Origin of the sequence: Bradyrhizobium sp. CCBAU 53421, from assembly GCF_015291625.1 — a bacterium.
In the GTDB taxonomy this organism is placed as follows: Bacteria; Pseudomonadota; Alphaproteobacteria; order Rhizobiales; family Xanthobacteraceae; genus Bradyrhizobium.
Window position 1 is genome coordinate 3,020,470 of the sequence record NZ_CP030047.1, and the last position, 26,447, is coordinate 3,046,916.

At 58.5% G+C, this 26,447-nt stretch carries 29 protein-coding genes and 2 pseudogenes; 9 read left to right on the plus strand and 22 right to left on the minus strand.

Annotated elements, in window-relative coordinates; all coding sequences use genetic code 11:
* Positions 1 to 79 precede the first annotated feature (79 nt).
* Positions 80 to 1,096, plus strand: a complete 1,017-nt coding sequence (locus XH92_RS14175) for a glycosyltransferase family 2 protein (RefSeq protein WP_194459751.1) — start codon at positions 80 to 82, stop codon at positions 1,094 to 1,096.
* Here the strand turns inward: XH92_RS14175 and XH92_RS14180 are convergent.
* Positions 1,093 to 2,013, minus strand: a complete 921-nt coding sequence (locus tag XH92_RS14180) for a glycosyl hydrolase (RefSeq protein WP_194459752.1) — start codon at positions 2,011 to 2,013, stop codon at positions 1,093 to 1,095. The two genes, XH92_RS14175 and XH92_RS14180, sit on opposite strands and share 4 nt — an antisense overlap.
* Here XH92_RS14180 and XH92_RS14185 point away from each other — a divergent pair.
* Positions 1,985 to 3,634 carry a Wzz/FepE/Etk N-terminal domain-containing protein gene (locus XH92_RS14185; RefSeq protein WP_246788413.1) on the plus strand — a complete coding sequence of 550 codons (1,650 nt, stop codon included), beginning with the start codon at positions 1,985 to 1,987 and terminating at the stop codon, positions 3,632 to 3,634. The two genes, XH92_RS14180 and XH92_RS14185, sit on opposite strands and share 29 nt — an antisense overlap.
* 31 nt (positions 3,635 to 3,665) lie before the next feature.
* Entirely contained in the window at positions 3,666 to 4,940 is a 1,275-nt protein-coding gene (locus XH92_RS14190) for a hypothetical protein (protein WP_194459753.1), read from the plus strand.
* Between the two features lie 63 nt (positions 4,941 to 5,003).
* Here XH92_RS14190 and XH92_RS14195 read toward each other — a convergent pair whose 3' ends face one another.
* From XH92_RS14195 to XH92_RS14225, 7 genes and pseudogenes are all read right to left on the minus strand, one after another.
* Positions 5,004 to 6,068 carry a glycosyltransferase family 2 protein gene (locus tag XH92_RS14195; RefSeq protein WP_194459754.1) on the minus strand — a complete coding sequence of 355 codons (1,065 nt, stop codon included), beginning with the start codon at positions 6,066 to 6,068 and terminating at the stop codon, positions 5,004 to 5,006.
* Positions 6,069 to 6,215: 147 nt separating this feature from the next.
* Positions 6,216 to 7,271 (minus strand): glycosyltransferase family 2 protein, encoded by a 1,056-nt coding sequence (locus tag XH92_RS14200; protein ID WP_194459755.1) that lies wholly within the window; start codon positions 7,269 to 7,271, stop codon positions 6,216 to 6,218.
* A complete protein-coding gene (locus XH92_RS14205; RefSeq protein WP_194459756.1) occupies positions 7,268 to 8,728 on the minus strand; it encodes an oligosaccharide flippase family protein in 1,461 nt (486 codons plus the stop codon). Before XH92_RS14205 ends, XH92_RS14200 begins: the two co-directional genes overlap by 4 nt.
* Before the next feature lie 172 nt (positions 8,729 to 8,900).
* Entirely contained in the window at positions 8,901 to 9,695 is a 795-nt protein-coding gene (locus tag XH92_RS14210; protein ID WP_194459757.1) for a class I SAM-dependent methyltransferase, read from the minus strand.
* A 146-nt stretch (positions 9,696 to 9,841) separates the two neighbouring features.
* A complete protein-coding gene (gene galE, locus XH92_RS14215; protein ID WP_194459758.1) occupies positions 9,842 to 10,852 on the minus strand; it encodes a UDP-glucose 4-epimerase GalE in 1,011 nt (336 codons plus the stop codon).
* A gap of 574 nt (positions 10,853 to 11,426) precedes the next feature.
* Positions 11,427 to 12,275: pseudogene (locus XH92_RS14220) on the minus strand (Ku protein).
* A gap of 68 nt (positions 12,276 to 12,343) precedes the next feature.
* Positions 12,344 to 12,619, minus strand: coding sequence for a hypothetical protein (locus XH92_RS14225; RefSeq protein WP_194459759.1), 276 nt, complete (start codon positions 12,617 to 12,619; stop codon positions 12,344 to 12,346).
* A gap of 147 nt (positions 12,620 to 12,766) precedes the next feature.
* Between XH92_RS14225 and XH92_RS14230 the strand changes: the two genes are divergently transcribed.
* Entirely contained in the window at positions 12,767 to 13,012 is a 246-nt protein-coding gene (locus XH92_RS14230) for a DUF3606 domain-containing protein (protein ID WP_194459760.1), read from the plus strand.
* Positions 13,013 to 13,289: 277 nt separating this feature from the next.
* Here XH92_RS14230 and XH92_RS14235 read toward each other — a convergent pair whose 3' ends face one another.
* The 9 genes and pseudogenes from XH92_RS14235 to XH92_RS14275 form a co-directional block, all read right to left on the minus strand.
* Entirely contained in the window at positions 13,290 to 13,526 is a 237-nt protein-coding gene (locus XH92_RS14235; RefSeq protein WP_194461260.1) for a hypothetical protein, read from the minus strand.
* Between the two features lie 749 nt (positions 13,527 to 14,275).
* Positions 14,276 to 14,464 carry a hypothetical protein gene (locus tag XH92_RS14240; protein ID WP_194459761.1) on the minus strand — a complete coding sequence of 63 codons (189 nt, stop codon included), beginning with the start codon at positions 14,462 to 14,464 and terminating at the stop codon, positions 14,276 to 14,278.
* 42 nt (positions 14,465 to 14,506) lie between these two features.
* Positions 14,507 to 14,851, minus strand: coding sequence for a hypothetical protein (locus XH92_RS14245; RefSeq protein ID WP_194459762.1), 345 nt, complete (start codon positions 14,849 to 14,851; stop codon positions 14,507 to 14,509).
* 71 nt (positions 14,852 to 14,922) lie between these two features.
* A complete protein-coding gene (locus tag XH92_RS14250) occupies positions 14,923 to 15,138 on the minus strand; it encodes a hypothetical protein (RefSeq protein WP_194459763.1) in 216 nt (71 codons plus the stop codon).
* A 285-nt stretch (positions 15,139 to 15,423) separates the two neighbouring features.
* The gene (locus XH92_RS14255; RefSeq protein WP_194461723.1) at positions 15,424 to 15,621 is read right to left on the minus strand and encodes a hypothetical protein; all 198 of its coding nucleotides are present in this window, start codon (positions 15,619 to 15,621) and stop codon (positions 15,424 to 15,426) included.
* Positions 15,622 to 16,159: 538 nt separating this feature from the next.
* On the minus strand, positions 16,160 to 16,387 hold the full coding sequence (locus tag XH92_RS14260) for a hypothetical protein (protein WP_246788415.1): 228 nt from the start codon (positions 16,385 to 16,387) through the stop codon (positions 16,160 to 16,162).
* Positions 16,388 to 16,810: 423 nt separating this feature from the next.
* Positions 16,811 to 17,305 (minus strand): hypothetical protein, encoded by a 495-nt coding sequence (locus XH92_RS14265; protein ID WP_194459764.1) that lies wholly within the window; start codon positions 17,303 to 17,305, stop codon positions 16,811 to 16,813.
* A gap of 182 nt (positions 17,306 to 17,487) precedes the next feature.
* Positions 17,488 to 17,791, minus strand: a pseudogene (locus tag XH92_RS42970) (SOS response-associated peptidase family protein); the annotation flags it as partial.
* 590 nt (positions 17,792 to 18,381) lie between these two features.
* Complete coding sequence (locus XH92_RS14275; protein ID WP_194459765.1) at positions 18,382 to 18,561, minus strand: hypothetical protein; 180 nt, start codon at positions 18,559 to 18,561, stop codon at positions 18,382 to 18,384.
* A gap of 699 nt (positions 18,562 to 19,260) precedes the next feature.
* Here XH92_RS14275 and XH92_RS14280 point away from each other — a divergent pair.
* Positions 19,261 to 19,692: a DoxX family protein gene (locus XH92_RS14280; protein WP_194459766.1), complete on the plus strand. Its 432-nt coding sequence runs from the start codon at positions 19,261 to 19,263 to the stop codon at positions 19,690 to 19,692.
* Positions 19,693 to 20,113: 421 nt separating this feature from the next.
* On the opposite strand, the gene XH92_RS14285 is transcribed toward XH92_RS14280, so the two are convergent.
* The 3 genes from XH92_RS14285 to XH92_RS14295 form a co-directional block, all read right to left on the minus strand.
* Positions 20,114 to 20,452, minus strand: a complete 339-nt coding sequence (locus XH92_RS14285) for a hypothetical protein (RefSeq protein ID WP_194459767.1) — start codon at positions 20,450 to 20,452, stop codon at positions 20,114 to 20,116.
* 594 nt (positions 20,453 to 21,046) lie between these two features.
* Positions 21,047 to 21,247: a hypothetical protein gene (locus XH92_RS14290; protein WP_194459768.1), complete on the minus strand. Its 201-nt coding sequence runs from the start codon at positions 21,245 to 21,247 to the stop codon at positions 21,047 to 21,049.
* Positions 21,248 to 21,324: 77 nt separating this feature from the next.
* Entirely contained in the window at positions 21,325 to 21,630 is a 306-nt protein-coding gene (locus XH92_RS14295; RefSeq protein ID WP_246788417.1) for a hypothetical protein, read from the minus strand.
* Between the two features lie 160 nt (positions 21,631 to 21,790).
* Here XH92_RS14295 and XH92_RS14300 point away from each other — a divergent pair, with 160 nt between their 5' ends.
* Together XH92_RS14300 and XH92_RS14305 are read left to right on the plus strand one after the other, a co-directional pair.
* Positions 21,791 to 22,207: a hypothetical protein gene (locus XH92_RS14300; RefSeq protein WP_194459770.1), complete on the plus strand. Its 417-nt coding sequence runs from the start codon at positions 21,791 to 21,793 to the stop codon at positions 22,205 to 22,207.
* A gap of 384 nt (positions 22,208 to 22,591) precedes the next feature.
* Positions 22,592 to 23,269 (plus strand): hypothetical protein, encoded by a 678-nt coding sequence (locus XH92_RS14305; RefSeq protein ID WP_194459771.1) that lies wholly within the window; start codon positions 22,592 to 22,594, stop codon positions 23,267 to 23,269.
* A gap of 36 nt (positions 23,270 to 23,305) precedes the next feature.
* Here XH92_RS14305 and XH92_RS14310 read toward each other — a convergent pair whose 3' ends face one another.
* The gene (locus XH92_RS14310) at positions 23,306 to 23,683 is read right to left on the minus strand and encodes a hypothetical protein (RefSeq protein ID WP_194459772.1); all 378 of its coding nucleotides are present in this window, start codon (positions 23,681 to 23,683) and stop codon (positions 23,306 to 23,308) included.
* 13 nt (positions 23,684 to 23,696) lie between these two features.
* Positions 23,697 to 24,023 (minus strand): hypothetical protein, encoded by a 327-nt coding sequence (locus tag XH92_RS14315; protein WP_194459773.1) that lies wholly within the window; start codon positions 24,021 to 24,023, stop codon positions 23,697 to 23,699.
* A 317-nt stretch (positions 24,024 to 24,340) separates the two neighbouring features.
* Here XH92_RS14315 and XH92_RS14320 point away from each other — a divergent pair, with 317 nt between their 5' ends.
* Both XH92_RS14320 and XH92_RS14325 read left to right on the plus strand, forming a co-directional pair.
* Positions 24,341 to 25,327 carry an ABC transporter permease gene (locus tag XH92_RS14320; protein WP_194459774.1) on the plus strand — a complete coding sequence of 329 codons (987 nt, stop codon included), beginning with the start codon at positions 24,341 to 24,343 and terminating at the stop codon, positions 25,325 to 25,327.
* 59 nt (positions 25,328 to 25,386) lie between these two features.
* A complete protein-coding gene (locus XH92_RS14325; RefSeq protein WP_194459775.1) occupies positions 25,387 to 26,409 on the plus strand; it encodes a sugar ABC transporter substrate-binding protein in 1,023 nt (340 codons plus the stop codon).
* Positions 26,410 to 26,447: the final 38 nt, after the last annotated feature.

The window sequence follows — 26,447 nt, forward strand, 5'->3', positions numbered from 1 at the left end:
ATTGTGCCCTGCGGCGCCCGATCCTCCACGAACACGGTGGAGGTTTGCGTCGACTTGCGTTCCGTTTTGGAATCATCTCATGCGATCTGAACCGTGCGTCTCCATAATCGTTCCTACGCTGAACGAAGAGAAATACATTCGGGACGCAATCAATTCACTGATCCCAACAGGCGAAAGCCTGGATTACGAGCTGATCGTGCTCGATGGCGGCAGCACCGATCACACGCGGTCGATCGTCGAGAATATGTCCAAACTTAATCCGAGAATTCGCCTGGAGACAAATCCGGCGCGTTACCAGTCCGCGGCGGTAAATCGCGGCGCAATTATCGCAAAGCCGGAGTCCGAGATTATCATCCGCGCCGATTCCCATGCTGAATATCCGCTGGGCTTTGTTGCGGGCCTAGTACGAGAGCTGCAGGAGCGCGACGTCGCATCGGTCGTCGTCTCGATGCGGACCCGCGGAAAAGGCTTTCTTCAGCGTGGAATTGCAGCTGCGCAGAACAGCCGTTTGGGAAACGGCGGCGCGCTCCATCGGATCGCCAAGGTTTCGCGCTATGTAGATCACGGTCATCACGCCGCTTTCGCGCGCAAGACATTCCTGGCGATCGGCGGATATGATGAGAGCTTCACGCACAATGAAGATGCCGAGCTTGATATCCGGCTGAGGAAATCGGGTGAACAAATCTGGCTCTGTTCGGAACTGGCCATTGGGTACTTTCCACGCAACTCCTTCGGCGCGCTTGCCAAACAATATTTCAACCATGGTGCCGGTCGCGCGCGAACAATGTTCAAACACCGCCGTCCGCCAAAAGTCAGGCAATTGCTCCCTTTGGGCGTGCTTGGAATGAATATGCTTAGCTTCGCTGCGGGATGGGGTTTCGGATGGCTCTGTTTTCTCCCGAGTCTGGTTTACGTGGGAGGGTGCCTTGGCGGGGGGGCATTCTTGGCGCTGTCGGCGCGAGATCCGGCCGGGTGCGCCGCCGGTCCTGCCGCAATGATCATGCATCATAGTTGGGCGGCAGGCTTCCTTCACCGTGCTCTTCATGTTTCATTTTCCAACGATCGTCGCGTCGTTTCCGACGAGGCCCTCCGTTAGCGCGAATGTCGATCATAAGTGGTCTGACCGAACGCTTCGACGTAGGCGGCGGCTGCAGCTGGGTATTGGCGATCGCTGAGTTTCCCTGCGAAGGCATCGTTCGAATCCCAGATACTTTGATAGAGCACGTTGTGACCGGCGAACCATCGCGCCGCTCTTTCAATGTAGGGGCCTGCTTCATCGGAATTGATGCCCCATTCGGGATAGGCCGTCGGTTTCTTGTGAAGGCTGGCAAAGTCTTCCAGCCATTGCAGGCCATATTGGCGGTTGACCATTTCATCCCATGCCTGGGCAGGATTCTCTGGGTTCCATTTGATGTTGTAGTAAAAATCCATTCCGATGACGTCGACGTCATCATCGCCGGGATAGGCGTCGACCGGGTTCATGCGTGTTTCGCCCATATTGACGTTCCATTCAAAGCGGAAGCGATCCGACACAGAGCGAAACGCTTCGACAAAGTGCCGATACGCCCTGACAAAATCCTGCTCGTGCCCTGCGGCCGACCACGGCATCCAGTTTCCGTTGAATTCCTCGCCGGTCCGTACGTAGATGACGGGGTCCGACTGGCGCGTTCGGGCCAGAATCTTGGCCGCCTGTACGTAGTGATCCTGATACTGGCCGGTCGCGGCGTCCGATAAGGAACCTCCGTCGGCAAATAGAGGAATAGTCCAGCACATCGGCTTGTTAAACGGCGCCCAGAGATCTACCGACCATTTGATGCTGTCGACCCAGTCTTTCCAAGTGGTCCGGCCTGTATGCGCGACGATTTGATCGACGGGCCTGCCCAGCCAAGCTTCGAACTTTTGCAAGTCGGAAGGGCTGTTCCCGACGAAAGCGCTAAGCGGAGCAGGACCTGCGGAACAAGGCACGCCGCACGAGAGAAACAAAATGGCGGCCAGCGAGGTGCGCAAAGGCATGAGAATCTCCGTTTCCTGTCAGCTGCTTCTTTTGTGGCATGTCGGCGCCGCCGATTTGGTCGCCACCGGAGCTGGGAATTTTGGAACGAAGGCGCGATTTCGCACTTGCCACATGCCAGTTCGCACCTGCCAAAACCATAACAGCGAGATCTGCATGTCGTTCGATGCACTCAGCGAGATTGTTTGGGCAAGGAAGCTCACATTTTTGATGGTCTTCGCCTTGATCGTCGCGGCTGCCGTTGCCTTTACGCGAATGGTTACGCCAATGTTCCAGTCGGAAGCCTTGTTGATGACGACCCTTGAGCGGGCCCAGCGCCAGCAAGCCCAGTTTCCCGACACGCTTCGCTACCAGCTGAATTCACAGATCTACATCATCAATAGCGAGGACGTGCTGCGGCAAGCCATCGGCGAATTCGGGCCGCAAACGCTCTTCCCTGCCGAGAAGCCGTCTGCTTCTTGGCATGCTCCGGACTTCCTGCCGGCGATCTTGGTGATGAGTATTTCGAAAATCGCCGAGTGGCTTCACTCCGACCATCCGGACGAAGGGCGTTCTGACATCAACCGAGCGCTGTCGAAGGTCAAGAAGCGTCTGGCCGTCACCCTTGAAAAGGATTCGCAGATATTGTCGCTGACGTTCCGGCACGAGGATCCAAAAATTGCCGAGCAATTCCTCGGACTGGTCGTTCGCGACTTCCTCCAGCGGCAGGCGGATCTCAGCGGCAATGCCGAAGCACCGGCCTTCTTCCGTCACCAAGCCCTGCGCTATCGCGAGGAGTACAAGAAAGCGTCGGCCGAGTTGAACGAATTCGCCAGAAAGCATTCAACCTATTCGGTCAGCGACGAAGTAGAGCTCGCACTCACGCGGCGCGATAACGCGCTCGCCGCTCTCGCAAAGACGCGCGGTTCCGTCGCGGAGAAGGAAGCCCAAGCCGCTACTTTCCAGAATACCCTGACGCAGCTTCGACGCCGAATTTCTCTCCCGGGCGAGATAACAGGTCCCAAGCAGAGCGCTCCCGGGGGCAATAGCGATGCGTTGACCGATGTCAACAAGGTGCCGGCAAATGAATCTCCTTTGCTGCTGGTGCACGTATTCCAGGCTACAGCACAGTCCCTTGTGAATCTCAATTCGGAGATCGTGGGGTTGCGATCCCTCGAAAAGGCTCAGACCGATTCGTTGGCGGACGTCGACCGAAAGCTCAGCGATCTGTCTTCCATCGCACCTGAGTTCAGTCGCCTTAAGGACCAGCTCAATCAGGTGTCCAAGGTTCTGGAAGAACATGTCAGCCGCGCCGCCGAAGCGCAGCTGAACGCCGATTGGGACGCCAGCGAGAAGCTATCGAATGTGAAGATTGCGCAATCCGCCACGGCTCCCACCGAGCCGGTTTTTCCTCCTAAGCCGCTTTTTATCGCCTTGGGGGCCGTCATCGGGCTGGTGGGTGGGGGAGCGGTGTGCGTGATGCTGGAGGCCGTGCACGCGCGGCGGCGACAAGCTTTTGAGCGCTGGCGAGCTTCGGTCGCCGACGAGCGCTTCAGTGATCCGCCGGTGGACGAGCCGGATGACTGGGCGCTGGCTCATGAGATGATCGATTATCGTCTCCGCCGCCAGGGTCCTGTCGCGTGAGGCGCATTGAAGCCGCCTGAGAAAGCTCTCGATGGCCGAGACTTCGCCAACCGGGGCCACAGCGCTCCCAACCGCACGGTCGGGCTTCGCGATCTGCGCCCTGACGCTGTTGTCCGCCGTCTTTCTTCAAAAGATCGCGCTACCCGGCACGGGCGGCTTATATCCGCTCAGTCTTTTCATTTTTCCCGCCATGACGGCTGTGGCCTTCATTGCGGGCGTGTTTGAGGTCAATACGCCCGCATTCGTCTGGTACGCGATCTTTGTTGCGATGGCAGCGCTGAGCACGGCGCTGTCCCCAAGCCCGCACGTCTCTGTGCTATCGCTGGGATTCATGGTGGTCGCGCAATTTCCGCTGGTCCTCCGGAGCGTCTCGTCCGAGATCTCTTACCCCCGCGTGATGAATTTTCTTTCAACGGTCGGCTGTGTCAGCGCACTGATCGGCGTTTCACAGTTTGCGGGTCAATTCGTCGTCGGCGTCGACGCCGCGTTTTTTCTGGACACGCGCATGCCGGAAAACTTCACCGTTACCGGATACAATTCGCTTATCCCCCTTTACTGGTCTTCGCCGGTCTTCAAGAGTAATGGGGTCTTCTTCCTCGAGCCCTCATTCTTCTGTCAGTTTCTCGCGATAGCACTGGTCGCGGAACTGCTGCTCGGGCCCCGAGCGCTCCGCCTGCTCATTCTCACGGCCGGCCTCGTATGCAGCTACTCAGGCACCGGGTTGACGATGCTGGCGCTGTTCCTTCCAGCCTATTTCCTCCGTCACGGACACTCGCGGCTATTTTTCTTCGCGGCGCTGGTCTCCATCGTGCTGATCATGTTTGGTGACGAGCTCTCCCTTGATGCGTTCACGCGACGAGTGAGCGAATTTTCGGATGTCCAGTCGAGCGGTTGGGCGCGCTTCCTGTCCATGTTCCATGTGCTTCAAAATGTCCTTTTTGCCAACGACCTGACGTTCTTCCTCGGGCGTGGGCCGGGCACGGTCCAGGAGCAGTTTCGACTGCTTTCTTTCAACGCTTTTGACCCGACCTGGGGTAAGGTCATCTATGAATATGGCCTGCTTGGCGCGCTGATCTATTTCAGGTTCTTCTACGTTGCCTTCTGCAGGGGACCGAGGGGCCTCCGGTTTGCGGTTGGGTATACTTACCTGTTCCTGGGCGGATATCTGCTCAATCCGTCTGTCCTGATGCAAGTTGCAGCGCTGGTCGTTTGGTTTGGGAAGACACCCGCCGGAGCAGCGCGATCCGACGAAGTGGCGAAAGGGAAGACGGGCCACGTCGCCATGCCAGCGCTGGGAATACCATGACCGCTCAGGCTACAGACGTAGTGTGAAAAGCAGGGGGACGAACCTTCGCCCGATAACCAGTTCTTACTCAGCTGCCGCCCTCTGTTGCGCGGCAAGCTTCGGCTGCCGCCCCCTGTTGAGCAGCCAGCCCACCGCCCGCGGCCGATAGCCCTGCACAAAACGCAGTTTGATGATCGGCAGGGTGAGCCGACGCGGAAGTACGGCGACCGCGATCATCCATCCCGACACCAGGAGCCGCGTGCTGAAGTGCAGCCCCGGATCGCCTACGGCGGAGGAGAGTGAACTCGACAACAAGGCTGGCCAGCTCGCCTTGATCGGCCCGTCGCAGACATACTTGCGGCAGACGATTTGCTTCATCCACTCGGTGAACGCCCGTTTTTCGATCGGGCGAAGACCGAGCGAAAGGAGCTTCGCATTGACATACTCGGATCGGGCGAGGTCCTCCTCGCAGGCCACGGCGATAAGTATCGGCGAGAACTGCTTGGTCCACATGTTGTCGGGATTGATGTAATATGTGCCAAGTGGTTCTTTCACGGTAACGATGCGGCCGAGCCGGGACGCCACCGTGCTCAAATACCCATCAAAAAATCTCGCGGCGACGGTTTTTGTCCAGCGCGTCGGAAGCGGAAACGCTTGCTCCAGCACCCATCGTGCCCAGGCATTTCCTGACGTCGGAGAAGAAATATAGAAGCCGGTGGCCGCGACGCTCTTCTCGACATCATTCGGGGAGTACGCTTCGGGGAAACGGGGATAGAGACCGGCTGTGGATCCGTCCCTTCTGAGCGTGACTAGGGGAAATTGGACCTTGGTCGTGGTCGATGCGAACAAGGGCACAACCCGGCGAGCGACATCCGGCGCGAGCGTATCATCCGAATCGAGAAAAAAGACAATGTCACCCGTGCTTTTGGAGAAGCCAGCATTGGCGGCGGAGTTTTGACCGCCATTGGCTTTCAACACGGCCTTGATCCGGTTGCCATAGCTGCTGACCACCGCGGGAGAATGATCTGTCGAGCCATCGTCGACGACAATTACTTCCTTGTCCGGCCACTCGATGGCCAGTGCACTATCGATCGCCGTCCCGACACAGTGGCCGTAGTTGAAGTTCGTAATGACGACGCTAATCCGCACGCTTGCCTCGAGGCAGACAAAGGGAGAGCCAAGGCCTGAAGGGGCCATCTCGGGCGAGTTCGCCGTCGGCCGATCATCCGAGTAAAAGCACGGATCCCTCGCTTGTTCCTCGCAAGGCGGAGAAAATCAGACTTCGCACACGTCAGCCTATGTGGCGTCGATCAATCGTTGGACCGCCTGTGGGCGTGAATTCAGCGTATATCGCCAGGCGACCAGCATCCGTGCAACCGAAGTCGGCGCAAGTGCGACGCTCAGGACCCAGATCATCATGCTGGCGTGGCGCAAAGGAGACAACCCTTGCCACTTAGTGAATGACCCGAGCGCGTCTCTCACGCAGTCTGTCAACGTGTCATTCTGGATCGGATGTTGCGCAGGAGCCAGTCGCAGAGAGGCCAAGCGCATACCCGTATTGTAAAACGCGTAGCGCCAACGGTCCGGCGCTATCTCAATCCCGTTTGCTAGAGCGATGCTCGCACTGTATCGGCTGCTTGCAATATGGCGGCGCAGATCATGCGCGATCTTGGCCACATCCAACGTGCGCTGGGCACTACTGTTTTTCGCATGTACTCGGTAATTAACCAACGGCTTGGCGACGGTAAGGACATCTCCAAGGAACGGAGCCGTTGGGATGAAGTAAGTGTCGATGGCCGTGTCCATTCCGTCCTCAAGCGGAAAAATCCGTTCAAGGAAAGAGCGCGCCAGCACGTTGCCCGATGTGGGCGCCGCTGGATATGAAGCCGCCGCCGCAGCCCAAGAGCGGATGTTCTCGGGGGTGGTGTCCCGTCTATACGTTGGGAAAAAGCGACCCGCGGGATTTCCCAACCCGTCAATAATGCTCATACGAAACTGAATCATCGACCATCCAGGTCGCATGACTTTGACGGCCTCTCGCACGATCGACGGTTCGAGAGTGTCATCGGCGTCCAGAAACACAATCCACTCACCGCGACTTTCGGCAAAGCCGTGGGCGGCAGCTCGAGCCTGTCCCTGCTTTTCAAGACAAAGCCTCTTTATACCCACCGAAATAAAGCTGTCGACGACGTCCCGCGACCGATCTGTCGAGCCGTCGTCGACGACGATGACTTCGGTTCGTGGCCAGTCCACTGCCAAGGCACTCGTGATAGCTGCGGCGAGATACTGTTCATAGTTGTGATTGGTGATGATTATCGACACGAGTTCGCCGTTCATTGTTTCTTCCTTCATGTGCGTTTGTCCTTCACGAGGACCACACGCGCCATCCCAGCGAGGGGATCGAGGAATTGCCGGCCAAACACGAGCATCAGGGCCAGGTAGGAAAGTGCTCCGATCAGCCCCAGTTCCAGCAATCTCAGGTGCGGCAAACCGTCAACCGGGAGAAAACCACGTGCAAGCCGCGTGACGACCATCATGGAGATGGAAGCAAAAAACGGTACGAACACGTCGCTCAATTGTTGGGAAATCGTCGTGCCGAGGCGCAAACGCAGGATTACCATCGTTGCAGCGAAGGTTATGAATTCGGCGCCTCCCCACACCGCAAGCGCCACGAAGTCGGGAGTCAGGCGGGTCAGCGCAATGGCAGCCGACATACAGGCAAGAGTCGCAACATTGATCAGGCAAACATCACGGACATGATTGATGCTGCCCAGCAATGGCGCCGCGGGAAAGCGAGCGATTTGCATGAATGTCACCGCACTTAACGCGAGCACGTAGGGTGATGCCGCCGCCCACTTGGTGCCAAAGAGCAGCTGAATGAGTTCGGGCGCCAAAATACCCAGACCGGCAAAGGCGGGATACAGGATTGCCGAGGCGCTCGCCACCGATAATCGGTAAGCCTTCATCAGTCGCAACCGATCGTGCTGCAATTGCGCGAGTGTAGGTAGCAAGACTTGCGACACGGCCGTCGCCGATATGGACCAGACGGTATCGACGAGCCGGAACGCCAAATTTAAGAAGCCCGCCACTTCCGTTCCAAGGAAAACCCCGGCGAACAGCAAGAACAGCCGCTTCGATATGAATCCAGCGACGAGAGACGTGGTGGCGGTCACGCTATAGCCGAACAGATCACAAACGGGCCGCAGGCGGATGGTGAGGCGAATCCGCCGGTTGGGAGTGCAACCAAACAGCGTCGCGGCCCCGAGGACCATGATGGCGAGGTGCTGTATCACAAGCGCCCACAAGCCTAGTCCGAGACAAGCGCTAACGATGCCGAATGTCGCTCCACCGAGACGACCGGCGAGCGTCCGCATGGCCAACAGGCGGAACCGAAATTCCCGACTTTGTTTCGCGGCAAGAACTCCGGCAGGCCCGGTGAGCAGCAATCCGAGCCCTAGCGTTCGCCCGACGTCTGAAACGCGAACATCCTGGACGGCCAATGCCACATACGGAAACGCAAACCAGAGGAGGGCGTATACAATCAGACTGAGAGCAATAGACACCGTGAAAGCACTGTCAAAATGTTTCTCGGATACGACGCTTTGCTGAACCAGCGCGTCGTGGAAAATCATATTGGTAAGGATTCCCGCGGTCTCGACCACTGCAAGTGAGGCTGCAAAGGCGCCGAAATCGCGGGGTTGAAGAAGCTTTGCCAAAACAATGAGCGACAGAAATGCTATGAGCGACGTACTTCCGCTTTCAAGTCCGCTCCAAAGAATGGATTTTGCCGCCGTGTGCCGAAGGGCCATTTTGTTCCTCGTGGCTTTGGGCGGGGAAAGCTACGGAGCATCCTCTGACAAACCACAATTGCCTCAGGCGTGACCGCGTCCAACGTTTCATTCGTTCGGGGGTTCCTAACGGCCCGAGCTCTGAAATTAGGGACAGAGCGCCCGTCTGGGCAGCACCGTTCAGCAAGATTGATCATTTCCAGGCGTAAAGCTTGAATTCCGGCAAATCGGCCTCGCCCGGCTTTCTCAGGACCCACAGGTTATAAGCCGCGAGATCTCTCACTCCCATGGCATGCAAGACGCTGTCGTAGAAGTATGAGACCAGGTAAAACGGGACAAAGAATTCGAGATAAGAGCTGCTGTTGTAACCTGGTAGATGATAAATGACATTGAAGCCGGAATCCCGCACCATCGCTTGGAAGGATGAATAGTTCGTCCTGTCATAGTGCGCAGTAAAGCCGAGATGTTCAGCGCTCTCGCCCATTGACGCGGCCAGCCATTTGCTTGAGGTCGATTTTGGGAGCAGCCTATTGGCGATAGCAAAGGGTGCATAGCGACCTGGAAACTGGGCGATTAAGTATCCACCGGGTCGCAACACTTCGAATGCATTCTCCAGGAACTTTTGATTGTTGTTGAAGTGCTCAATCCCGGAGCTTATCATGACAAGGTCCACAGTACCTGCAGGTACGGGAATTTGCTCGACTGCATCACATTTAATCTTTTCGTCCAGAAGCAGGTTGTCCTCCATCTCGGCGCCATCAATGTCGAGTCCGATGAGCTTGATGCGATACCAGCTTTTGTAATGTTCCGGAAAATGCCATTGTTTTCCTGCCCCGACATCGAGCACGATGTTTGTATTTGGATGAGACAGTAGGATGGCTCCGATCTTGTGATAGGCGGCAAACACATTGGCTTCATGAAAATGATCTGGGGTGATCGTTTGTGATAGCCTTCGGTTGAGGGCGAAGAAGGATCGCAGCAATCTCACTTGAATCTCCGCCCAGTTATTGGACCTGGCATCGCAGGACGTAAGGGCACTCGTCCAGGCCGACATGAGTTTCCGGTTAGCGGTACTCGCTCGAGAATGAATCGGTCCTAATAGCAAGTACCGTTTTGCACAGCCTGATTAGTGTTCTAATCGAGAGCAGCTTGCACCGCCTTCTTAGGATGCACCTTCTGGTGCCAGGCCCAGGCGGTACCGGTGATGGTCGCGAGATCGGAGTGCTTTGGCGAAAACTTCAGCACTTCGCGCGCGGCCGAGGGATCAGCGACTAGATAGGTTGGATCGCCGACGCGCCTCGGCTTGATCACATGCGGCACCTCGCGGCCGGCCTCGACCGCGATCGCTTTGAGGATCTCACGTACCGAAAAGCCCTTGCCGGTGCCGAGATTGAAGGCGCCGCCTCGATGACCGTGCATCAGCGGTTTCAGCGCCGCGACATGGGCGGCCGCGAGATCGGTGACATGGATGTAGTCGCGGATCGCGGTGCCGTCCGGCGTATCGTAATCGTCGCCAAACACCGCGAAGTCCGACAGGTACCCCTGTAGCGTCATCATCGCGCGCGGAATGAGATGGGTCTCGTTATCGCGCAGTTCGCCGATGCCGCCGCCGGCGTCGGCACCGCTGGCGTTGAAATAGCGCAGGCAGAAGGCGCCGAAGCCGTAGGCTTCGCGATAATCGGCCAGCATGCGCTCGATCATCCACTTGGTAGCGCCATAGGTATTGATCGGCGCGCAGGGATAGGTCTCCGGCAGCGCCTGGCTGTCGGCGTGGCCGTAGACCGCACCTGTCGAGGAAAACACCAGCCGCGTGCAACCCGCCTCGCGCATCGTGCCTAGCAACGACAGCGTGCCGCCGACATTGTTGACGTAATATTTCTCGGGCTCGATCATGGACTCGCCGACAAGGCTCGCGGCGGCAAAATGCATGACGGCCTGGATCTTGTATTGCGCAAAAGTGCGCGCGAGCACCGCTCTGTCGAGGAGGTCGCCAACCACAAGCGGTTCGCTGACAAAGCTTTTGTGGCCGGTGGTAAGGTTGTCGTAGACGACGGGCTGATAGCCGGCAGCTTGCAGCGCACGGCAGGCATGAGAGCCGATATAACCCGCGCCGCCGGTGACCAGAATGGCGCAAGACTCAGTCATGAGAAGGATCCGTTTAGCGCAGCGGGCGGTTCAGTACCGCAGCCGTAGGATATCGGGCCGAGCCGTGCATGTTCCAGAATCGTCCTGTTACTCTTGTCACAGCCAGGCGAAAGGCCAACGCAACTGCCTCTTGTTTGCTTCAGTCCCGTTAGCGGGCATACTGCTGCTATCCGAACCGTTCGTCGCAATAATTGTTCCAAGGCTGCACAACAAGAAATGCAACGCACAGACGTCTCTTTCAGGTGCGCTAAGCCGTCGCCGAGCGCATGCGTCGCGAGACGCTGCGTGTAATTATGATGGGTTTTGGTCAAGTGGCAGCAAGACAAGAATGGGTTCCTGCCCGAGGTCGGTCCGATCCAAGGCTGATCTGGTGTGGTTCTCGCATACCCAGCCGGTGCCCTCGCAAAGGACGCATGCTGGCTCACTCATAGGTCCTCCCGGACGCCGCGGAAGAATGGATGCGGCATGAAGGCGCCCTTGCAGTCGCTCTTCGTCGCCTTCCTGATTGGGATCAAGGTCGCGCGGTAGCCGCTAGGGGAATCCGCGAACCGGTCAGAATCGTGGTTGCAGGGCACTAACCCGCTTTGCGCCGCGGCTTGGCCGGAGCCTTTTTCGCCTTGGTGGATTTCGCCGCCGGCGCCGCCTTGCCGCCGCTCTGAATGCTTTGCTTCAAGGCGTCTATCAGGTTGAACACGTTGCTCGGTGCGGGCTTCCGCGTCGCTGCAATGGGCTGCCCCTTGCGCTTCTGGTCGAGCAGCTCCTGCAGCGCCTGCTCGTAGTGGTCCTCGAATTTGTCCGGCTCGAAGTGTCCCGACTTCTGCTCGACGATGTGCTTGGCCAGATCCAGCATATCCTTGGTGATCTTCACATCCTGGATGTCGTCGAAATATTCGCCTGAATCGAGTACTTCATAGGGGTAGCGCAACACTTGCCCATCAGACCCTTGTCCCGGGCCTCCAGCGCAATGACATGCTCGCCGTTGGTCAGCACGACGCGGGCGAGGGCGACCTTGTCGAGCGAGCGGATGGCTTCCCGGATGACGGCATAGGCGTCGTGGCCAAGCTTGCCGTCGGGCACAATGTAATAGGGGCGGACCATGTAAAGATCATCGATCTCCTTCTTCGGAACGAACTCATCGATCTCGATCGTGCGCGTGGATTCGAGGGCAATGTTCTCAAGCTCGTCCTTGGTGACCTCGAGGTACTGATCCTTGTCGACCTGATAGCCTTTGATGATGTCTTCGTTGGCGACCTCTTCGCCGGTGTCGGCGTCAACCTTGAGGTAGCGGATCCGATGGCCGGTATTCTTGTTGATCCGGTTGAAGCTGATCTTGTCGGCTTCAGACGTCGCCGGGAACAATGCGACCGGGCACGTGACAGGTGACAGCCTTAAAAAGCCCCTTCCAATTGGCACGCGGGGCCATACTCAAAACTCCACTTGTACCCAATGACCCGAATATAGGCAGGGGTCGCGGGAAGTGGAGTCCGCCGGTCAGCATTCCGGGCAGGTGTCGCCGACGCTGCGCAGCACTTCGTCGATCGCGGCCTGGCTCTGCTCAGGCGTGGTCCCGGGGAAGGGATGGTTCCAAGCTGCCTCGCGGGCCCGGTTCCGTGCCTCTGGATCGGCGCGGTCGATGGCATGGCCGTGGTGTTCGCACTCGCGCACCGCGTGATGCTCGATGAGGGTGCTGAGCGCCCAGCCCTTCAGGGTGCGATAAGCGGGCCGTGAGGCCTGCAGAGGCAGGCGACGTTGAGCATTGTTCTTCATGATCTGGTCTCGAATCAATCGACACGGCCAGTTATAGCATCTGCGTCAATCGCCCCTCGGCGGAGCCAAGGGTTATGCCCGCTATGCAGCTTAGGAGCCAAGGCCGGTGAGTCGCTGTTCCCGGATTTGCCGCAAGGAATGCGGCGGATGAGGGAGGCCGGAATGGCAAAGAAAGCGAAGAAGCAAACGGCCCGGGGCCGCAAGCAGGACAGGGCACGCGTCGCTGGTGGGCAGGGCTACGAGGTAAGCTATGAGGCGAAAAAGACGGGGAAGTCTGCGGCCTCCGTCAAGAAGGCGGTCAAGAAGGTCGGCAATAGCCGCAAGCAAGTGGAGCGTCGGCTCGGATCGGCAATGAAGAAGTCGCTAGTGACGACGCGGTCGAGATCCCGTTAAGCCGTGCGCCACGAGGAGAGCGGCCATAGCGGTGGCTCCGTTTTTGCCCCACTGGCATCGAAGCCGCCTTGTGAATTCAAAGGCCCAATTACGGAGGCAAATGCGTCATCGACGATGGACACCTGAAGAAATCGAGAGACTAAAGGTTATGATTGCCGGCAAGGCGAGTGCTAACCGCATCGCGGTTGCGCTGAAGCGACCGGCACTCTGTTTTCGAGCGAGCGCGTTCCGTTGGTGAGCCCCTCGGTGGGAGCGTAGACGCCCCGGCGTTAGGACTTTAGTCGCGATCAATCCTATGAACGTCGCCCGGCTCCAGATGCAGATCCGCGAACATTTTCTGCTGCTCTGGCATCAGTAGAATGTCCAACACGTCCGCAGTCCAGCCCTCTGGGACGGCGGCAAGCACGAGGGTGGTCGCTTGGCTTGGCTTTGCCAGCGCTATCCAAATTTGCGTTCGCCTGTCATCGCCAGTTACCTCGACGACGGTGAAGGATGTACCGAACGATTGGGCCATTTCGTTCAATACACTAACGTTCGCCTTGTTTCTAATCCGAGGCGCCGTCCCCTGGACCGCGATTCACCTTTAAACCTTCCTGCAAAGTGCCCAGCGTCTTGGGCGGCTGTAGTCCTGGCGATCTCAGCCACTCATTGATGTGCGAGGCCGTTTCCGCCTGACGGGCACGTCTAAGATATAGCTCGCGCTGGGTGCCTGGAGGTAGTTCTGCTGCAGCTTCTTTGAACTTCGTGGCCTCTTCAGCCAATCGCTCTTCGAATGTCTTGGTGTGCTTGGTTCGGTTGCGACGCTTGATCACGCTGCACCTTTCTGTTGGAGAAGGCGGGAGCGCAAAGCGGCGATCTCATCACCGATAGGAGCCACGGGTCGGGCGGTGACGGTCCACAACTAGCGAATGGGCAGTTTGGCTGCTATAACGTGCCTTAAGTCGTTGAAATTTTTTGAGAATCACTCAAGTTGTGCGAATTACTCATTTTACTTAGAGCCGCGCAGGCGCAGCGATCAGAAAGTTTAGCCAGCTCTACTTCGCGCTGCTGCAATACTCCGCTCACTCATCCATCAGCTTGCGTCGCTTCTCCAAGTGCGACGCCGATAGGCTCTCTCAGTCTCGTTTCCGGCCTGCCTGATCGGTGCGAGGCCTGTGGACGCGTGCGCGGCAAGTGTTGAAGCCCGTTGAGCAAATCGCCCCGGAGCTGCTGTGGATTTGCTGCGGACAAGCAGGGGATATTCTGTGGAGTCGCGGTACTGTCTCAGTCTGAAATTTTCGACAGATTGGCAGCCACCATATCCTCGTTTTCCGCTAACTGGTCGTAGCCCTTTGCCAGCGCCAGATATTGCTCTCGCAAGGCCACATGGGGTGTAGTGGCGGCCATCATCCGGAACTCCTCCGCCACTTTCCGGTGCCGAGCTGCCTCGGCAGCATAGTGAAGGCTGTCCATGGCGCCCTCCCTGGGAAGCTTACCGCCGGCCCTTCTTCCTGTTCAGACCAGGCGCAAGCTCAGCTGCCGTCGATCGCCGATGTGCCGGTCAATGAAGCCCAGCAGCCGCGCCGGCACCTCGGTCTGCTGCAGGTCGCAGCGGCGCTGGATCTCCCGGGCGACGTCTTCGGAGACGTCCTCGGACCAGCGTTCGGCGGTGTTGAAGCCGATGACCCTGATCGGGTCGGCGTACTCCCGGCCATCAGGTCCTGGATGAACCTCGAGGTCGGTGGCCTCCAGGTCGGCTTCCCGCCATGCCCGGCCGATCGGGCCGAAGTCATCGGCGATCAGGTAGACGGTCTGATCGATTGAGGGAACGATCGAGGGAATCCCGCCGGTCCGACGCATACGCAACTCCACAACGGTGGCGCCACCGCGGGGAAGATAGGCGGCGGGGTCTGCGGAGTCGAATCAGTCGGCTACGGTTCCACGATGATCCGGAATGCCTTCCGCTGCTCGGCGGCGGCCTTGGCTCGCTCCAGCGCGACCGGGTAGATCAGCTGCTCACCGGGCTTGAACTCATAAAGGATCGCTCCGGTCTCCGAGACGAACGTGAAGAGCCAGAACCGGCGCCCGGCCGGCGCATGCCCATGCTGGCGCTCATAGCGGGTAGTGTAGACCTCGATCTCAGCCATTAGATGCGCTTGATGATCTCGTCGTTGTCGATGATCTGGAAGGCATCGTTGCTCTTGTCCACCAGTTGACATGCGGCCATCGGACAGCACGACTTGCTCGGCTTCTCTGTCTGGAGCTCGTTTCGCCTGCCTCAGTCCGGCGGACAACTGGCGCAACCTGGCTCGCGCCCGCTTGGGCGGATTGTCGAAGTGTTTGCCCTTCGTGAGACCGTATCCATACTGGCTTTCCCCTGGTAGCGCTGCGGTCTGATCGCGTAGCTCCTTGGCTCTCTCGATAGGCGCTCTTCAAGAGAATTGGTCCGGTTTGCGAGTCGCCAGCCGCTTCGCCAGAGCCTCGGCCTCTTCTTTTGTCAGCTTCTCTCCGAATGCCCCGTCCTTTTCTATCTGGGCTGGTCCTTTGAGTTCGCTATCGTAAACCATCCAGCCTTTACCACCTTGCCGAACGAGGAACCGACCTTGCATCCGGCGTCCAATAATTTCCATTGCAAGCACCACCTGTAAAAACCAGGTCGTTAGCTAGCTCGCAGAATGACGCACCCGACATTGAAGTATGTGAATCGCGAGTATCGACTTTAGGCGAACAGGTCTTTGCCCGGCTGGAGTATCCTGACGAACTTTTCCCAATAAGCAGCAGTGTTGCAGGCGGGCCATAGCGAGAAATTTGAGCCGGGTGCAAGGTTCAAGCACCGATCGGCGGATCGGGTGGCGGCTCCAGCACCAGCCTCTTGGTCCCCAGAGGTGCTGGGGCCGTTTTTTTACATGTGTAAATGCAGGCGGCGTCCATCTTGTGCGCAGGATAGCTCGGACAAGCAGACCTTTGGCCCCGGCGCATGTACCGCTCGCTGGGGCCGTTTCTTTTCCGGACATGATCGTAGGAACGAACGGCACTACGCGTAGTCCAAGCTCCCGTGGTCTCTGCCACGAAATGCCCGGGAGTAGCGATCCTCGGCACTTGCGTTAGGCGCCGGGATCGCTGGTTTAGCGCATCACGCGAACAGGTCTTTCCCCTCCTGCTTCATCCTCACGAACGTCCCGCTCTCGGGTACTCGAGCCAGCCTTGGCTGATCGCATGCTGAAGGCCGGCCCAATACTCGGCTGGCGTCGCCTTGTCCTGGTAGAGCATCGGATAATTGATCTTCTCAATGTAGATCCTGCCAACCTGGATCGGCTCGAACGCGCGGGCGTGCTCCATGATCCGGCGGGCGGCTTTCTCAGGGTCGGAGTAGGGACGATCGCCCTTCATCTGCATTGTGGAATTTCCGTCGACTTGCCCTCCAGGGCGCTCATACCGGCTTGAGTCTATCTCTCGGTTTTCGGTTGATGAGCATTTCAGCGCGCCGCTTTGCCAGCTCGGGCAACCTCGTGCGCACGGTGCTATGTAGCACCTCTTCACCCAGCTCGATGATGATCTCGAATTGATCGTCGTATTGGCGTGTCACACGGAACGTAACGCCTCGGTGGATATAGCTTGTCGGCATGAGCGCGATTTAGCAATTCGACGCAGCCGCCCGTACCGTAAAGATACGGGCAATCGTCCCGCCGCTGGAATAGCGCTATGCGATGTTCGTTACAGGACAGCGGCGATGTCGATCCCGTATCGCGCTAGTGCGATGGACAGCACCAAACCGAAAAGGCTGAACAGGGTTACGACAGCAAGGCCTGAAAGGGGGCGTCAGGTCTTGTCGGGAGACCCGACAGCGCGCAGCATCTTGTCTGCCCTCGTGCCCGGTGGCTCGACCACGAGGCTGTCGAATTCCATCTTGGACGAAGCCTTAATCACGGGATCGGCGGGCAGGCAATCGTTTGGGGCGTACCAGGGCGCCTTTTCAATGGCTCCGCCCTCCAGCGCCTTCGCCATCAATTGGCCGATCTCAGGTCCGGTCAATGGGACGAGACTGCCATCCTCATGCTTGTAGAGCTGGGGGCAGAAATAAAGCGCATGGATCCGCGGATCATAGCCGTCCAGAATGATGAAGTATTCGGGCTTACGAAAAAGCCTTCGCTTCTTCACCAGCTGCCGGTCCTTCGTAGTGAGGGCAACACGCAGCTTTTCGCGTTCGTGCCCCACGATGGTGGCGGCTTCCAGAAGAATGAGCCAGTCCTTCGTATTCGCGTTGTCCTCATGGATGGAGACTAGAGTTCCTTGCTGTCTACCGAAGATACCCATGCGCTCCATCCGAATTCAGGCCGACACAAGTTCTGGCCGGACTCCAAGTGATGCCGGCGAGGACTAGTCGACAACCGAGAGCATCGACGGCCCGGAGCGCCGTCACGCTTCCTCAATCGTATGCACGGCGAACCTGGAAAGTCCACCGTCGATCGCCTCGGGCACCGACCCGCTTTGAGAGCTTAAACAGCCGACAAACGATCTTCTTTGTCAGGTCCGCGCAGCACAATCTTCAGGGCGTCGTCGGACAGCGGCCGTTGCAGCATCTTCGCCTCATCCCATGGCGCCCGCATCCAGACGTCGCGCTCCTCGGTCGTCAGGATCACGGGCATAGCTCTTAGGGTGGATGGGCTCGACGATCGCGTTCGGTGTTGTCGTCAGGAATCCGTAGACGAGATGGGGGCCTGGCATCGGCTTCGACTTCGTCCCACGATCGCCCTTGAACTCGGTCCAGATGCCGGCGAAAGCGGTCAGCGGCCGGTCATCCTTCCCGAGCACCCCTTCTATTTTGCAAATAAGTCCCAGCGCCCCGAGGAAGAGCGCTGGGACTGACGGTGAGGGCGGTCGGGGGCAGGACCGTGTGTGCCTTCACCCGATTGCTTAATTTTCCCGGCTATGCATCTTTCCAACTAAATGGCCATTTTCAGCGTTGCCGCCTGAGACTTACGGCTCCACGATGATCCGGAATTGCGTTGCTCGGCGGTGGCGCGAGCCCTCTCCAGCGCCGCTGGTTAGATCAGCTGCTCGTTTAGCTTTAGCTCGTAGAGCAGGGCTCCGGTTTCGGAGACCAGGGTGAAGTGCCTGAACCGATAGCCGGCCGGCTGGCGGCCGTGCCTCGTAACGGCCGGTGTAGACCTCGATCTCAGCCATCGGCTCTCTCCCGTCATACGCGCGGAGGCCTTGGCCTTTTCCAACGCCCGGTGGCTGTCGTCCGCTTGACTGACAGATCGCCGGCCCCGCGTTGTCGTCCCAGTAGAAATAGTAGCTCTTGTCAGGAAGCTTTACCTCGAAGCTGCCGCTGTCAGGTACCTGCTCTGTCGTATGCTTGATAATCTGGACGCGCTGGTCTTCTGCCATCACGGCCCCCGGAACGGGATCACGTCACCGTCGGCCGCGCGCATGACAACCTTCGCAAGATCCATGATCTTGAAGCCTCGCTCAGCCAGCATCTCGGCAACACCTTGGCGGTCCATTTCGTGAACGATCGCCTCTGCAACCTTCATCAGGCGGGCTGTCTCGGCGGTGGTGTCGGTCATGAACAGTTTCCGAAGTTATCGCTCGCTATGGCGCACGCCGCAGCGGGCAGCTTCGCCCAGTTGGAGAGAGAAAGGAGAAGAAATTGAGCGTTATCCGATTCTGCTCCGCCAGCATCTTCGCCTCGTTGCCCCACTCGGGATGCAACTCACAGTGTTTTGCGAACGCTTTCTTTGAGCAGATTGGAGAATTGCCAAATCCGCCAGTGATCGTTCGAAGCGCTTCGCCAGCCTCGAGACGAGTCATAAAGGATGCAGCCTCAGTTGGGTTCATCGTGAAAACGTGACCGTTGCATATATCCGACATGCATGCCTTACACATGGTCTGCAGTTCCAGTCGCTTGCCGCGATTGAAGGAGACTGTTGGAAGATCCAGCTCGCACCTCCGACAGTGCCTAGTCTCAGCGGCTTGTGGGCTTGTCATGTGATCGCTCCGTTGCGCGGAATTGCGCGAAAGCGGAGCCCAATCCTGAGTCGCGTCGACTGAGTGTTCTGATCAGGTCGGAATAGCTGCGGAAATGAAGCGGGTTCTGCCTAAAGCCTTAATGGCGCGGGGGCGGCCGGTAGTTGCCCATGGTGGCGGAGGCGGTCTGAAGCTAAAGCTGCCGTAGTTTTACGGAAGCTGCGTAGTCCGATTAGTCGTTGTCATTTTCAATTCGCGAGGCAGAGTTGGCTGGCTTCGCGGATTTTGAGGAGCGATAGATGATTGATCAAAGAACCGCGCCTTATGCGGCGCTGCTATTGCGCGTTACTATTAGCGGATACTTCATCGCTGCGCTGTACGGCAAATTTTTTCTAAGGGGGATCAGCGTCTGGTGGGGTGGGCTTGTTAAGGCCGGCTACCCGGACTGGGTGCTTGCATATACCATTAGCGCCGAATTCGCGTCTGCAATTTTGCTACTGCTGGGCATCTATACCCGTTGGGTCAGCCTGTACACGCTCCCAATGATGCTCGGCGCAACTCACTACTGGATGGTTCGCAAAAACTTCTGGTTCGTGGAGGGCGGATGGGCAATGCCATTCGCTTGGTCAGTTATGCTGCTTGTGCAGGCACTGCTAGGAGATGGGGCGCTCGCATGGAAGATGCCGAGCTTGCCATGGGGACGCGGCTATAAACAACGAACGGCGGTCTAGTTTGGATTTGAGGACGGCTTATTTGCAGTTGAAGAACGATTCGACCTGATCAAGTCCGCTATTGGCAGGGCAACTGTCAGAGTTAGGCAAGGCACACCAAGCATCAGCACAGCGAAAATCGCCGGGTTGAGTGTGCCGAACAGCCACATGCCGCCTATTACCAACTCAACCGCGGCCAATGCGAACAAACGGCCCTTAATTGCCCTGTCCATTTCTTTCCCTTGATGGCGCCCCAGTTGGCGGCCTCTGCTTGATCGAATTCCGCATGGCGTAGAAGACGCCAAGAAATCCTCCCGCTGCACCTAACAGTGCATCAAGCGGATCGCCTCTTCCCAGCATAGCGCCGATCCCTCCGCCGAGTGCGCCGCATAGGCCGCCGATCCAAGGTCTCATTCAGATCTCATTCAGCGGAGGGCTATCGTCAGAAAATCAGTCCACGTCGATCCTCTCCTCGCTCCGGGGCAAGGTACATCGGATTTTTGCGGCGGTTCACGAGCCGCTCGGACGTGTCGCATTCACCGATCGGTCGACAAGTGTGGATCACTTCCACCCCGTCGTCTCGGCAATCGGGGCAGGGGTCTTTCATTAGTGGTGCGGAGACAGTTGCCGACTCGTGGAGGCGACTATCTGGGTCGCGTTCGGCGCGCTCTTTGAGCATTGTGAATGCACGCTCGCGGTCGCCTTCATCATCCGAGATCAAGAGGGGATAGACCACTGTGTATAAATCCTGCGGAACGATCATCTCGCCCAGATCAGGCACATCCAGGATCGCAGGGGCAATCAGTCCAGCTAAGGGTGGGATACCGATCGTGCGACCGTGAAATCTCACGAACCGTTCTGGCGCTCGACGTACCGGGTTGGCGTAAATCGGATTGCGCGGCACATAGATTGGCCGCTGCAGGGTCGGCCTGCTGTATGTCGCCGGGACGTACCTGGGCTGAATGTATTGATGCCGGGTTACATACACTCGCGCGGCGGGCGCTACTCGGTAGACCGGCGTAGAGCGAACGGCAGGGGCCGCCCGGAATGAGCCGCTCGACCTTGCGCCACCACCGTAGGAATGGCCGCCTCCGCCGGCTCGCGCAAAACATTGCGATGAAATCATCGTAGCCGCGGCTACCACCGCGGTGACCGCCAAGAACCTTTTCATATCGGCCGCCCTGAAAATGATTATTCTGAAAGGGCGACAGTCTCCCGCAACCTGCGGGCGAGCACAAGTGACTAGCTATTTCGTCTGCAGGCCCAATTCCACCAAGCGGCGGATAGCCTCTGGGCGGCCGGGCCAGGCAAGCTTGGCTACGCCGCCGCGGGTAGACCAAAACTTTGGCCTCCATGGCCATCCAACCGAAGGCGCTTAACATGCTTTGGTGCGGTTTGCGGCTTCTGCCTCCCGCGCAAGCCGTTCTGCCTTCAGGCGCTCTCGATTCTCGTGGAATGCCTTTTGCGCCTTGGCGTAATCAGTCAAGGCTTCCTTGGCTTCCGCCTGCCTGAAGATCTTACGAGCTTCTCTTTCTGCCCCTGTCGGCGTGCTTCTCCGCTCTCGATCGTATGCCATTGCGGCACCTCCTTCGGATCAACGAATGGAGCCGGCTTTCGATCCTACCAGAAACGAAGGGGGCTCCTTTCGGCGGATCATTTCCGGTTACGATCGCGCCGCACCTTTTGGAATTCGGCTGGCCCTTTGACGAGCTGGCGCTTGCGGTCGGCTTGCTCTTCCGAACTGGCGGTGCTGTCCGCTATTTTGTCGATTGCTTTGTCTGCCATGTCGCGAGCGCGCTGGCGCTGGCTTTCACTTTTGGGTCGGGCTGCAGTGGCTGACGCCAAGCCGATCTCGACGAGCCGGCGGATGGCCTCTGTGCGGACAGGTGAGTCGCTCTGGTCGGCGGCCCAAGCGTCGATAGCAGTGCGCAGCTCGACGGAAAGACGAATAGAAGTCACCGGGTCTTGCCCTGTGGCTGGTCGTCCTCGCTTTTTCCGTACTACGTTTTTCTTTGACGTCTTCATAAAAACGTAATACGCTTATTCGGCTTGGAAAACAAGTGGCCCGTCTCGGTGCGTCAACACCGCGACGAGCCTAGCCCAAAACATGGAGTGACCCATGCCTCAGGTTGATTCTGAGAATAGCATAGCTTTGCGTGTGCCCGACCAAGGGCCAGTTTGCCGCTCCACCGACATTCCCCCAGAGCAGATATTCAAGGCCATCTGGCGCCTGCGCCGCGAGGCCATGGACGAGATAGCCCGGCTGATCCGGTTTTTCGACGACACTGATAACCACATGGAGCGTGAGGCGGACGACAACGAAGAACCGTGGCTGGGCTTCCAGGAGGCGTTTCCCGGTCTCGGTGCGGGCCGTGGAGGTTCAGTCGACGATCGGGAAATGGACCTTGGGACTTTCGACCGCATGCTGGACCAGACGAACGCGTCCCGGCATTACTTTACTGAGGCGCCGGCAGCTCCCGACGCCGAGCACGAGATGACTGCGGATCTTGAGCCGAGCCTTGGTAGTCTTGATTAGAATGACAGTCAGGAGCGCTGGGCCGCGGGCGGACGACGCGACATCGAGGGCGACCCGGCGGAGGCGGGCATCGGAGACTATGACGGCTTGCTCGAGCAGGCAGGGACGCAGGACACGTTTCAGGGGACCATGGGCTGAAAGCTGATACCTCGGCTCGCCGGCAGCATCGGCGGGCCCTGTCGCCTCAGATCTCACCACTTCGTGAACGCTCCACCGGGGTCCAAAGCCGGAAAGCTTGGATACCGACCCATTGATGCGCGACCCGCATCTGCCCCAGCATCGATGTATTGATTTGCCCCGTGGCCAACGGGATAGCGCGGAATCCACCCCTTCATTGGGCCTCGGTTTCGCGAGATTAGCGAACCACGTGCGGCAGCCCGCGAGGTGGCGCTGAATGCCGAGTGGACTGCGCCCGAGCTTGGTAGCAGCCGGACCGTTCCCGGCAGCGTGAACGCAGCAATCGTCAGCTACTATCAATCGACCGTCTTCAGGGCGCTGGCTGGCTCGACGCAGCAAAGCAGGCGCGCAATCCTTGAGCGCTTTAGGGAAGAGCACGGCAACAAGTGCATCGCACTGATGCATGCTCAGGCTCTTCAGAACATCCTGAATAGCAGGACGGCGATCGTACAGCGCAACTGGCGGAAGGCCCTTCGTGGCTTGATCGACCATTGCCTCGCGCTCGGAATGATGAAGGTCGACCCGCTTGCGAGTGTGAAGCTGGCCAAGCTCCAGAAGTCGAGCGGGCACCACACCTGGTCGGACGAGGAAATCGCTCAATACGAGAAGCGGCACGAATCGGGCACAAAGGCTCGACTCGCCATTGCGCTATTGCTGCAGACGGGCCACGCCCGCGCCGACGTCGTTCGAATGGGGCGCCAGCACATCAAGGCCGGCAAGCTCTCAATGCGCAGACAGAAAACGAATGTACAGTTCGACATCCCGCTGTTGCCCGCACTTGAAGCGGAGCTTGATCGGCACCCGATGACGGATCAGCTCACGTTTCTCACCACGAGTTTCGACAAGCCATTTACCGCCGCCGGCTTTTGGCAACTGGTTTCGTGAGCGATGCAATGAGGCGGGCTTGACTCAATGCGCGGCTCACGGGCTACGTAAGGCCGCAGCAGTTCGCCACGCGCTCAACGGTGCGACAGCTCCGGAATTGATGGCGTGGTTCGGCTGGAAGACGATCGGCGAGGCCCAGCGATATATCGAGGAAGCAAACCGCATCAAGCTTGCGGAGAGTGCGGGCGAGAAGATCATTTCCGGAACAGGAATTGGCAAACCAACGAACCAGTTTGCCAAAAACAAACGTAAGCCATTGAAATCTAGAAGGTCGAAATCATGACTGGCGATCCCGGCAGGATTCGAACGGCAACCCGCGGAGCAGAAATCCGCTACGCGCATTTGGAATCGCGCTTCGCCAACCACCGATTGACCACCGAAACCCCGTGAACAAAGGGCGATAAAGGTGGTCAATCAGGATCGAGCTTCATTGTTTTTGTTGATTTTTTCGGTCGCTGATTACGTTCGGGACGCAGGGCTGCAGGACGAGCTCAAGCGCCTGTTTGGGGTCGTTACGAACCCTTTGATGTAAGCCATCCGGGCGCACCATAAGCTCACCGCGCCAGTTGGATCCGTAAGGCTCCGTCATATCGATGGGTCGAGCCCTGATAGGGTTTGGCAATTCGCGGCCATGAACTGCCATTGATGAACGCGAAATAGATCCGTTGGGAGGCGCGTCCTTGGAAGTCTCGCCATCAAGATTTGTGTTGGTGGGCGTGTCGCGCGGCGGTGCGTCTTCCACAATCAGGCGCATTTGATTTTGCCTGACTGGCGACCTCGCAGCCCCTGCTCGACACGGGATCCATCTCGTCTGGGGGCGACCTTCAACACCAGGACCGATCGAATGTATCCAATCGACGCATTTTGGCTTCGCTGCACCTCAAAGGGAAGCAAGCGGTGAGATGCAGCTTCACCCTTATAATATATTGAAATATATGGAATTTAATCCAATATAGCGGACCATTGTGATTTGCGTTGGACATCTGGCGTTGGGTTGTTTGGATACCAACGTTGACTTCTGGATACATTTTGTCCAATTTCTTCCCAACAAATCAATCTGGGGAGGGGCGGGTGACCGGCATTTCGGGCGCGCGCGTGCCGAAATTGACGCAGACGACCGCCGTGCTAGCGATGTGCGCGGTCTTGATCGTCGTTTTCTCGATCTTCCTGAAGGGCTTCCTGACGCTCGGCAATCTGTTCGCGCTGGCGCGTAACATTTCGATACTTGGCATTCTCGCGCTCGGCATGGCGGTTGTCGTGATCGGCCGCGGACTTGATCTGTCGCAAGTCGCCTCCTTCGCTGCCTCCACCGCGATCGCGATCATTCTGATGAACTCGGGCTATGCGACGCCGGTGGCGCTGCTGATCGGGTTCGTCATGGCAATTGCCATCGGTGTCCTGAACGGGTTTCTCATCTCGGTGATCGAGATGCCGCCGCTGCTGACGACGCTCGCATCCAGCCTTGCAGTGTTGGGCATCGTACGCACCACGGCTGTGCAGCACTATGTCGTGTACCTTTCGAAGGGGCACGACGAGTTCCTGCGGCTGGGCGGAAACATCTGGGGGGGCGCCCCGATCTCGATCCTGATCTTCGCGGCCACTGCGCTCGTCGTGCATCTCTTCCTGTCGCGCACGGTCATCGGGCGCTTCGTCTATGCCCACGGCGACAACCCCGATGCCGCGCGCCAGACCGGTCTGCCGACCCGTCCGCTGACCATGATCGAATACGCGCTGTGTGCGGCGATCGGCTACGTCGGCGGCGTCGTGATGGTCGCGCAGACGGCGCTGATGCATCTCCAGGTCGCGGAATCGACGATCATTTTCGATGTCATCATGGTCGTGGTGCTCGGTGGCGTCAGCCTCGTCGGCGGCCGCGGCAATGTGATGAGCGTCATCGCCGGAACGCTACTGATCGGCGTGCTGCTGAACGGCATGACCATCATGGACATGGACGTGCAGACCCAGAATATCGTCAAGGGAATTGTGTTGCTGATCGCAATCCTGCTCGATTCCCGCCTGCATCCGCGCGACGAAGAGACGTCGAAGCAGGGCGATTGAAGCCCTGTTTCCATCAACGGGCCGCAACAGTCGGCCGGCATAGAAGGGGAGGAAGAAACATGACGAAAGCAGTGCACAGGAAGGCGCTCGCCGGCTTCGGACTGGCGGCGATTGTGGCAACCGCCGTGCTGGTGACGGTGCCATCGTGGGCGGCCGGGCCTCGCGACCAGTTGCGCGAGAAATTCGACAAGGCGCTCAAGGGCAAGACGGTGGCCTGGTCGCCAGTCTGGATGGGTGTTCTGGAATCCGAGTGGACGCGCGTGATGAAGGACCGTTTCGATGATTACGGCATCAAGCTCGTCACGCGTGACGCCAACATGAAGTCCGACATCCAGCTTCAGACCGTCAGCGACTACATCAACGAAAAGCCTGATGTGCTTGTTGTTCAAAATCCGAACGTCACGCTGCTCGCCAAGGAGCTCAAGCGTGCGATGGATGCGGGCATCTATGTCGTGCAGGTCAACATGGCGTCGAACACCCTGAGCGACGCCTATGTCGGCGTCGATGCCAAGGATCTCGGCACCAAAATCGCCCGCGAGGTGATCAACCAGTGCGGCGGCGGCAAGGGTTCGGGGGAGATCGCGATCCTCGAAGGCGAGGCGACCGCGGCCTATTCGCTCGACATGAAGAACGGCGCCATGGAAGTGTTCAAGACCGACCCGTCGATCAAGGTCGTGTCGTCGCAGCCGACAAGCTGGGACGCCAACAAGGCCGGCGATATCACGACCACCGTGTTGCAGCAGCATCCCAAGCTGTGCGGGATCCTCAGCGTCTGGGGACCGCAAACTGCCGGCGCAGCGCAGGCGATCAAGGCGGCCAACATGGGCGACAAGGTGAAGGTGTTCGTTGCCAGCGACGGGCAGCCCGCGGATTGCGATCTGCTGGAACAGGGCGCGTTCTCCGCGAACCTGTCGTATCGCGCCGACGTGCAGGGACAGACCATTGCCGACGCGGTGATCGCGCTCTTGCAGAGCGGCGACAAGCCGGGCTCGAAGAACGTCGCCTATTACACGACCCCCGCCTGGGTGAAGTCGAAGGACGATCGGATGTACTGCTTCAGCATCCCGAAGGGCGCGAAGTAAACGTTCCGGCGCCCGCGCCCCCTGCGGCGCGGGCATCC

Bases quoted from the DNA above. Each gene is read 5' to 3' on its own strand.
- XH92_RS14235 (WP_194461260.1), bottom strand. From the start codon at position 13,526: ATGGCCCAATCGTTCGGTACATCCTTCACCGTCGTCGAGGTAACTGGC.
- XH92_RS14265 (WP_194459764.1), bottom strand. From the start codon at position 17,305: ATGGGTATCTTCGGTAGACAGCAAGGAACTCTAGTCTCCATCCATGAG.
- XH92_RS14175 (WP_194459751.1), top strand. From the start codon at position 80: ATGCGATCTGAACCGTGCGTCTCCATAATCGTTCCTACGCTGAACGAA.
- galE (WP_194459758.1), bottom strand. From the start codon at position 10,852: ATGACTGAGTCTTGCGCCATTCTGGTCACCGGCGGCGCGGGTTATATC.
- XH92_RS14315 (WP_194459773.1), bottom strand. From the start codon at position 24,023: ATGCGCCTGATTGTGGAAGACGCACCGCCGCGCGACACGCCCACCAAC.
- XH92_RS14180 (WP_194459752.1), bottom strand. From the start codon at position 2,013: ATGCCTTTGCGCACCTCGCTGGCCGCCATTTTGTTTCTCTCGTGCGGC.
- XH92_RS14275 (WP_194459765.1), bottom strand. From the start codon at position 18,561: ATGACCGACACCACCGCCGAGACAGCCCGCCTGATGAAGGTTGCAGAG.
- XH92_RS14300 (WP_194459770.1), top strand. From the start codon at position 21,791: ATGCCTCAGGTTGATTCTGAGAATAGCATAGCTTTGCGTGTGCCCGAC.
- XH92_RS14325 (WP_194459775.1), top strand. From the start codon at position 25,387: ATGACGAAAGCAGTGCACAGGAAGGCGCTCGCCGGCTTCGGACTGGCG.
- XH92_RS14200 (WP_194459755.1), bottom strand. From the start codon at position 7,271: ATGAAGGAAGAAACAATGAACGGCGAACTCGTGTCGATAATCATCACC.
- XH92_RS14240 (WP_194459761.1), bottom strand. From the start codon at position 14,464: ATGGACAGCCTTCACTATGCTGCCGAGGCAGCTCGGCACCGGAAAGTG.
- XH92_RS14280 (WP_194459766.1), top strand. From the start codon at position 19,261: ATGATTGATCAAAGAACCGCGCCTTATGCGGCGCTGCTATTGCGCGTT.
- XH92_RS14185 (WP_246788413.1), top strand. From the start codon at position 1,985: ATGGCGGCCAGCGAGGTGCGCAAAGGCATGAGAATCTCCGTTTCCTGT.
- XH92_RS14290 (WP_194459768.1), bottom strand. From the start codon at position 21,247: ATGGCATACGATCGAGAGCGGAGAAGCACGCCGACAGGGGCAGAAAGA.
- XH92_RS14255 (WP_194461723.1), bottom strand. From the start codon at position 15,621: ATGGAAATTATTGGACGCCGGATGCAAGGTCGGTTCCTCGTTCGGCAA.
- XH92_RS14190 (WP_194459753.1), top strand. From the start codon at position 3,666: ATGGCCGAGACTTCGCCAACCGGGGCCACAGCGCTCCCAACCGCACGG.
- XH92_RS14245 (WP_194459762.1), bottom strand. From the start codon at position 14,851: ATGCGTCGGACCGGCGGGATTCCCTCGATCGTTCCCTCAATCGATCAG.
- XH92_RS14260 (WP_246788415.1), bottom strand. From the start codon at position 16,387: ATGCAGATGAAGGGCGATCGTCCCTACTCCGACCCTGAGAAAGCCGCC.
- XH92_RS14230 (WP_194459760.1), top strand. From the start codon at position 12,767: ATGAGGGAGGCCGGAATGGCAAAGAAAGCGAAGAAGCAAACGGCCCGG.
- XH92_RS14225 (WP_194459759.1), bottom strand. From the start codon at position 12,619: ATGAAGAACAATGCTCAACGTCGCCTGCCTCTGCAGGCCTCACGGCCC.
- XH92_RS14205 (WP_194459756.1), bottom strand. From the start codon at position 8,728: ATGGCCCTTCGGCACACGGCGGCAAAATCCATTCTTTGGAGCGGACTT.
- XH92_RS14250 (WP_194459763.1), bottom strand. From the start codon at position 15,138: ATGGCTGAGATCGAGGTCTACACTACCCGCTATGAGCGCCAGCATGGG.